This is a genomic window from Aurantimonas sp. A3-2-R12 (assembly GCF_036016755.1).
GTDB lineage: Bacteria > Pseudomonadota > Alphaproteobacteria > Rhizobiales > Rhizobiaceae > Aurantimonas > Aurantimonas coralicida_A.
Map to the genome: position 1 here is coordinate 1 of NZ_JAYXIH010000082.1, position 6,750 is coordinate 6,750.

The window sequence follows — 6,750 nt, forward strand, 5'->3', positions numbered from 1 at the left end:
GCAAATCTGATGAAACAGCCTTTCCCATGAAGCACCTCCTGCTCACAGAGAATCAAACCGAACATCAAATGGGAACCCGTCGATTCAAATTATTCGCCGGATGCTCTAGAGCGTCCCTCCGACCGGTCGGCAGGGTGGCGCTCCGCGCGATCCTCATCCTATTGTCTCCGTCCGACCCCGATCGACGCAAGGATCGACTATGGCAATGCCCCGTGACTTTCCCGATCTGCCGCCGGTGTGGGCGCTCGGGGCGATACTCGCCGAATGGCTCGCCGCCTGGTGGCTCCCGCTCTGGCGCTTTGCCTCGCCGCCGGCCCACGGAACGAGCGCGAATGATCACCGGAATCGTTCGGGGGCCGGCGGGCTATGTCCGCGACGGAGCTTCTTCCGGAGAAGGCCCGGCCCGGACGGCCCTTAGCCCCCACTCCACCGCCCGCCGTCAACGCGGCGCAAGGGTTGCGATGAGTTCGTTCGTCACGGTCGCCATCGCGATCGAGGCGGAGAAGTTGAACTGGTTGATCGAGATGAATACGCCGACGCCCCGCGACGGCGCGAAGGCGATGTAGCTGAACACGCCGTTGGTGCCGCCCGCCTTCTGGAGGATGAGCGGGCGGTCGTCCTCCGGCATCATGACGACCCAGCCGAGCCCCATCGCGTCCATATGGCCCGACTCGTCCATGCCGTAGACCGGATCGAGGCCGTCGCGGACGAGATAGGCGGCGTGGCTCAGCGTCCGGGCCTCCATGCCCTCGCCGAAGCGGTCGAGATTCCACTTGAGATACCGGATCATGTCGTTCGCCGTGGTGTGGAGGCCGGACGCGCCGGACCGGTTGGGGATGGGCTCGCCCGGGTCCATTTCCTCGCCGTTCCAGTCATAGCCGGTCATGACGTTGTCGCCCTCCGGTCGCGCGTAGCCGGTCGCATCCAGCCCGAGCGGATCGAGGACGGTTTCTTGCAAAAGATCGCGGTAGGGCCGGTTCGCGGCGCCGGACAACGCCATCGCCAGAAGGTCGAAGCCGATGTTGGAATAAAGGATGCCGGTGCCGGGCGTAAAAAGCAGGGGATCGCCGCCGAGGTTCCCGGCGAAGGAGGCGTCGCTGTATTTTTCCGCGCCGTCCACAGGCTGGAGCTCACGGCCGAGCCCGCTCGAATGGGTGGCGAGGTCGAGCAGGCGGATCGGGTGCCGCCGCTCCGGCAATGTGTCGATGCCGTCCACATACGGTCCGGCCGCGTCGGTCAGATCCACCGTGCCAGCAGCGGCGAGATGGGCGAGCGTCAGTCCGGTGAAGGTCTTGGTGATCGACCCGATGCCGATGCGCGTGTCGCCGTCGGGCTGTCGGCCCGAGCCCTTGGCGGTCTCCCCGAAGCCGAACACGGCGCTTTCGCCGCCGCGAACCGCCGCGATGACGAGCCCCGGCACGGCGGTATCGAGGTGGAAGATCTGGCCGGTGAAGCTGACCGCGTCGTCCAGCAGCGGGTCCTCCGCGTAAGCCGGGGCGCTGCCCGCCAACGCCACAATTAACAGGCAAAGCGGCACTCTCAGGCCGATCGCGCGTTGCATGGCGGTACCCTCCAAAGCTCACCGTGAGGTCGGATGATACACCGACCAAACGTTGCGGCAAGATCGCGGCGGCGGGAGGGGTGGCACAGGCCCACTGCCGCGACCTATGTTGGCTTAAGATCCACCACCAAAGGAGCCGTCATGGCGATGCCCCGTGACTTTCCCGATTTGCCGCCGGTCTGGGCGCTGGGGGCGATCCTCGCCGAATGGCTCGCCGCCTGGTGGCTGCCGCTCTGGCGCTTTGCCTCGCCGGTGACGACGACGATCGGCATCGCGCTTTTCGTCGGCGGGGTCGCGATCATCCTGTGGTCGGCGCTGTGGTTCCGGCGCAAGAAGACGCCGATCGAGCCGCGCAATGTGCCGACAGCGCTGATCGTCGAGGGACCGTACCGGATCAATCGCAACCCGATCTACACCGGCATGACGCTGGCCGTCTTCGGCGCGGCGCTCTGGTTCGGGGCGCTGTCGGCGCTGATCGTCGCGGCGGTCTTCCCGTTCGTGATCACCCACCGCTTCATCAAGGGCGAGGAGGCGGGGCTCCGCCAAACCTTCGGGGCGGAGGCGGAGGCTTATTTCCGCCGCGCCCGCCGCTGGTGAGGCTCAGTTTCGCTTCGGCGTGATGTCCTTCATCGCCTCCGGGTCGATGTCGCCCTGCGCCGACAGGTCGCCCTCGCCGAAATGGTCGAGGATCATGTCGAGGTTGCGCCGGTGCGCCTTGAACACGACGTCGAAGACGTCGCCGACGAGCGGCACCGAACCGACGGCGAAGTCGATCCCCAGATTGCCGGCCATCTTGATGAGCTTGTGCGTCGGCAGGCCGAGCCGGCGCGCCTCGTTGATGATGTAGACGCCGATCAGCCCACCGGCGGCGTCGCCGACGCCGGGGATCAGCCCCATGATCGAATCGCCGCCGAAGCGGATGCCGGTGCCGGGAATGCGGATCGCCGTGTCCATCAGCCGCGCGACGCGGGCGACCCGCTTGAGGCGGCGCCGGTGGTCGGCGAGATGCGTCGGGTCGGCGGTCGGCATGGATGGTTCCTCGGTGATGTCAGCCTGCGCGGCCTGGTAGGCGAGGGATATGGTGCCGAGGGCGCTGCTTGAACAGATGGCGCAAGGCGATCTCTGTCACGGCCAGGGCCGGCTCGCGAGCGAAGCGGTGTTGGCCGCGTCGGCCGGACCGCGCCGCTGCGTCGGCCCGAGCCGCAAAACCGCGAGCCCGGTCAAGGATTTTGCCGCCCCGCGACACACCCGCGCCAAGGTTACTCTATCATTTGTGCGGCTAAGCGATTCGCCGGGAATACGAGGAGACACGCGTGGAAGAAGCCGTCGTCGATGCTCATGGGACGGGATTGACCGAAATCGCCTTCGTCATCGTGGTGGCGGTCACCGTTGGCCTCGGGCTGATGCGGCTGAAGCAACCGCCGCTGGTCGGCTTCATCCTCGCGGGCGTACTGCTTGGGCCGTCGGGCCTCGAAATCATCTCTACCTCGAACGAAAACGTCACCATGCTCGCCGAGATGGGCGTCTTGATGCTGCTGTTCTTCATTGGCATGGAGCTGTCGCTGAAGGCCTTCGTCGCGTCGCTGAAACCGGCGGTGCAGATCGCCGGCGGCCAGCTTCTCGCCGCGATGGCGATTTCGTTCGGGCTGATGCTGATCTCCAAGGCGACGCTCGCCGAGGCGATCATTCTCGGTTTCATCATCGCGCTGTCGTCGACCGTGGTCGCCATGAAGGTGCTGGAGGATCTCGGCGAGCTGCGCGCCGAGCCGGGCCGCATCGCCGTCGCGGTGCTGATCGCCCAGGATATCGCCGTGGTGCCGATGCTGATCATCGCCTCGTCGCTCGGTGGTGAGGAGGCGGTCGGCTGGGGTGTGCTGGTGGTCAAGATCGCGGTTGCCGTCGCGGTGCTCGCGGCGCTGTTGTGGTTTCTCGGGCGCGGCCCGAAGCTGAAGCCTTCCTTCGCGTCGGCGGTGGAAAACAATGTCGAGATCCTGGCGCTCGGCTCGCTCGCCTTCTGCTTCGCCGCGGCGTCGCTGTCGGGTCTCCTCGGCCTGTCGCCCGCCTATGGCGCGTTCATCGCCGGCCTCGTCGTCGGCTCCTCGACCTTGCGCTCGCCGGTCATCCATGTGGTCGAGCCGATCCAGGCGATCCTGCTCGTGGTGTTCTTCCTGTCGATCGGGCTCTTGATCGACCTCGACTACATCATCGCGAACTGGACCCTGGTGCTGATCGCCTCGGTGTTCGTCATCATCGCCAAGAGCGTCGTCAATGTGATGCTGATCCGGATGGCCGGCCTGCCGCACAAGACGGCGGTCGAGGCCGGCCTGTCGATGGCGCAGATCGGCGAATTCTCCTTCGTGCTGGCGGCGGTCGCCTTCGCCTCGGGCGCGATCGGCGGCGACGTCTATCGCCTGGCGCTGGCGGTGACGGCGGTCTCGCTGCTGGTGTCGCCGGCCTGGATGATCGTCATGCGCCAGCTCGAGGGCGAGGCCCGCTTCGGCTATGCCGAATTCCGGCACGCTTTGGCCGAGCTTTACGGTGACCGGGTCGAGCGGGTGGAGGATGTCGGCGTTTGGCTGAAAACCCGGGGCCGGGCGGTTCGGCGGGCGCTGCGGCGGCGCAAGGCGGCGCGCAACAGTCGGGGCCGGGCCCGGGCGAAGCCGCCAGCCGAGCAGGCGGCCCCCGGCGAGTGAAGCCTTTCCTTCGCGCCGCGATGGCGGCCACGGAGGAGAGCGGCGCTAGCCGCTTGCCGGATACCCCCAGCTTTGCTTACCTCCCGCGGTGACGGGGGAAGCCGATTCCATGGACGAGCGCGCGAGTGACACCGAGACGGCCGAGATCGACCGCTTTATCGCGAGATGGGCGGAGACCGGCGGGGCCGAAATGGCCAATGCCCAGAGCTTCATCAACGAGTTGTGCGATCTTTTGGGCGTGCCCCGCCCGGATGGCGCCCGCCCGAACGAGGCGTTCAACGACTACGTCTTTGAAAAGCGCGTCGACCATCGCATTCGCGGCCTGACCACCGCCCACCGCATCGACTGCTACAGGCGCGACAGCTTCATCCTCGAGGCCAAGCAGTCCTCCACCGAGGCGCGCCGCGCCGCCGCCGATCCGGGACAGGCCGAGTTGTTGCCGGCACATGCCGCGCCGGTGCGCGGCGGCACCGCCCGGCGCGGCACAGCCGCCTGGGACAAGGCGATGCGCGCCGCCTACAACCAGGCGGTCTCCTATGTCGGCGACCTGCCGGCCGGCCATCGTCCGCCGCCCTTCGTCCTTCTCGTCGATGTCGGCCACGTCATCGAGCTCTACGCCAATTTCGCCGGCCAGGGCCGCAACTACACCCAGTTCCCGGACCGCCGCTCCTTCCAGATCCCCTTGGCCGGTTTGCACGACCCGGACATCCGCGCGCGCCTGCGCGCCGTCTGGCTCGACCCGCATTCCCTCGATCCGGCGAAGAAATCGGCCGAGGTCACCCGCGACATCGCCGAGCGGCTGGCCCGCATCGCCCGCGGTCTGGAAACCGCGCACGACCCCCGCGACGTCGCCGAATTCCTGATGCGCTGCCTGTTCACCATGTTCGCCGAGGATGTCGGCCTTTTGCCGAAGGACTCCTTCGTTGCGCTTCTGGAGCGCATGAAGGAAACGCCGCAACATTTTGTCCCGGCGCTCGAATCGCTGTGGGCGGTGATGGACACCGGCGGCTACGCGCCGCATCTCAACGCCACCGTCAAGCGCTTCAACGGCGCGCTGTTCAAGCGCCGCGCGGCGCTGCCGCTCGACGGCGAGGCGATCCATGAAATGTGGGTTGCCGCCCGGCGCGACTGGAGCGAGGTCGAGCCGGCGATCTTCGGAACGCTCTTGGAGCGGGCGCTCGACAAGCGCGAACGCGCCAAGCTGGGCGCCCATTACACGCCGCGCGCCTATGTCGAGCGGCTGGTCGTGCCGACCATCATCGAGCCGCTGCGCGAGGAGTGGCGCACCGTCCAGGCCGTCGCCGAGAGCGACCGCGAGGCCGGTCGCGACGAGCGGGCGCTGCGCCGCGTCAGCGATTTCCACCACCGGCTCTGCACCACCCGCATCCTCGATCCGGCCTGCGGCACCGGCAATTTCCTCTACGTCTCGCTGGAGCTGATGAAGCGGCTGGAAGGCGAGGTGCTGGACGTGATGGAAGCCCTCAGCCGCTCCGAGGGGCTGTCGATCGGCTCCGAGACCGTCGAGCCGAGCCAGTTCTACGGGCTGGAGATCAACCCGCGCGCCGCCGCCATCGCCGATCTGGTCCTGTGGATCGGCTATCTCAAATGGCAGCTTCGCACCGTCGATCCGCGCTATCTGCAGGAGCCGGTTCTGCACGCCTACGGCACCATCCGCCATCAGGACGCGATCCTGGCCCATGACGGCGAGGAGCTCTTGCGCGGCGATGACGGCGCACCGCTGTCGCGCTGGGATGGAGTGACCAGGAAGCGCCACCCGATCACCGGCGAGGACGTGCCCGACCCCGACGCCACCGTGCCGCTCTACACCTATCGCAACCCGCGCGCCGCCGAATGGCCGGCGGCCGAGTTCATCGTCGGCAACCCGCCCTTCATCGGCGGCAAGGACATGCGCGCCGAGCTCGGCGACGGCTATGCCGAGGCCTGCTGGAAGGCGCGGCCGCATCTGCCGGGCGGCGCCGATTTCGTCATGCATTTCTGGGACCAGGCGGCGACCTGCCTGCGCGAGGGGTTCAAGCCGCCGAAGGGGTCGAAGGCGCCGTCGACATTTCCCCACCGCTTCGGTTTCATCACCACGAATTCCATCACCCAGACCTTTTCGCGCCGGGTGATCGAGCGGCACCTGTCGGCCAAACAGCCGCTCAGTCTCGTCTTCGCCGTCGCCGACCACCCCTGGATGAAGGCGGCGGACAAGGCCGCCGTGCGCATCGCCATGACCGTCGCCGAAAAGGGCGAGCACGAGGGCGTGTTGGGCGAGGTCGTCGGCGAGACAGGGCTGAACACCGACACGCCGCAGGTGACGCTCGCCGAGCGCGAGGGGAAGATTACCGGGAAGCTAAGACTGGGAGTAGATACCAGCTCGGCGCAGGGCCTAGGCTCAGGACTCATTGATCAGAGCCAGAAGATGACGGCGGCTGCGATGCAGATGGCCGAGAAGAAGGTGTGGGCGCAACGATCGTAGCGGGTGTGAATGCGCCG

General features: G+C 67.3%; 4 protein-coding genes and 2 pseudogenes. 3 read left to right on the forward strand and 3 right to left on the reverse strand.

Annotation, left to right across the window (positions count from 1 at the left end):
* Window positions 1–439 precede the first annotated feature (439 nt).
* Window positions 440–1,561, reverse strand: a complete 1,122-nt coding sequence (gene ampH / locus VSX60_RS21610; RefSeq protein ID WP_327626314.1) for a D-alanyl-D-alanine-carboxypeptidase/endopeptidase AmpH — start codon at window positions 1,559–1,561, stop codon at window positions 440–442.
* Between the two features lie 141 nt (window positions 1,562–1,702).
* On the opposite strand from ampH, the gene VSX60_RS21615 reads away from it, so the two are divergent.
* A complete protein-coding gene (locus VSX60_RS21615) occupies window positions 1,703–2,158 on the forward strand; it encodes a methyltransferase family protein (protein ID WP_327626315.1) in 456 nt (151 codons plus the stop codon).
* Between the two features lie 3 nt (window positions 2,159–2,161).
* On the opposite strand, the gene VSX60_RS21620 is transcribed toward VSX60_RS21615, so the two are convergent.
* Window positions 2,162–2,590 carry a DUF4112 domain-containing protein gene (locus tag VSX60_RS21620; protein ID WP_327626316.1) on the reverse strand — a complete coding sequence of 143 codons (429 nt, stop codon included), beginning with the start codon at window positions 2,588–2,590 and terminating at the stop codon, window positions 2,162–2,164.
* Window positions 2,591–2,874: 284 nt separating this feature from the next.
* Between VSX60_RS21620 and VSX60_RS21625 the strand changes: the two genes are divergently transcribed.
* Together VSX60_RS21625 and VSX60_RS21630 are read left to right on the forward strand one after the other, a co-directional pair.
* The gene (locus tag VSX60_RS21625) at window positions 2,875–4,254 is read left to right on the forward strand and encodes a cation:proton antiporter (protein ID WP_327626317.1); all 1,380 of its coding nucleotides are present in this window, start codon (window positions 2,875–2,877) and stop codon (window positions 4,252–4,254) included.
* Between the two features lie 109 nt (window positions 4,255–4,363).
* Window positions 4,364–6,475, forward strand: a pseudogene (locus VSX60_RS21630) (DNA methyltransferase); the annotation flags it as partial.
* A 188-nt stretch (window positions 6,476–6,663) separates the two neighbouring features.
* On the opposite strand, the pseudogene VSX60_RS21635 reads toward VSX60_RS21630, so the two are convergent.
* Window positions 6,664–6,750 (reverse strand): annotated as a pseudogene (locus tag VSX60_RS21635) (IS5/IS1182 family transposase); the annotation flags it as partial.

Bases quoted from the DNA above. Each gene is read 5' to 3' on its own strand.
- VSX60_RS21615 (WP_327626315.1), top strand. From the start codon at position 1,703: ATGGCGATGCCCCGTGACTTTCCCGATTTGCCGCCGGTCTGGGCGCTG.
- ampH (WP_327626314.1), bottom strand. From the start codon at position 1,561: ATGCAACGCGCGATCGGCCTGAGAGTGCCGCTTTGCCTGTTAATTGTG.
- VSX60_RS21620 (WP_327626316.1), bottom strand. From the start codon at position 2,590: ATGCCGACCGCCGACCCGACGCATCTCGCCGACCACCGGCGCCGCCTC.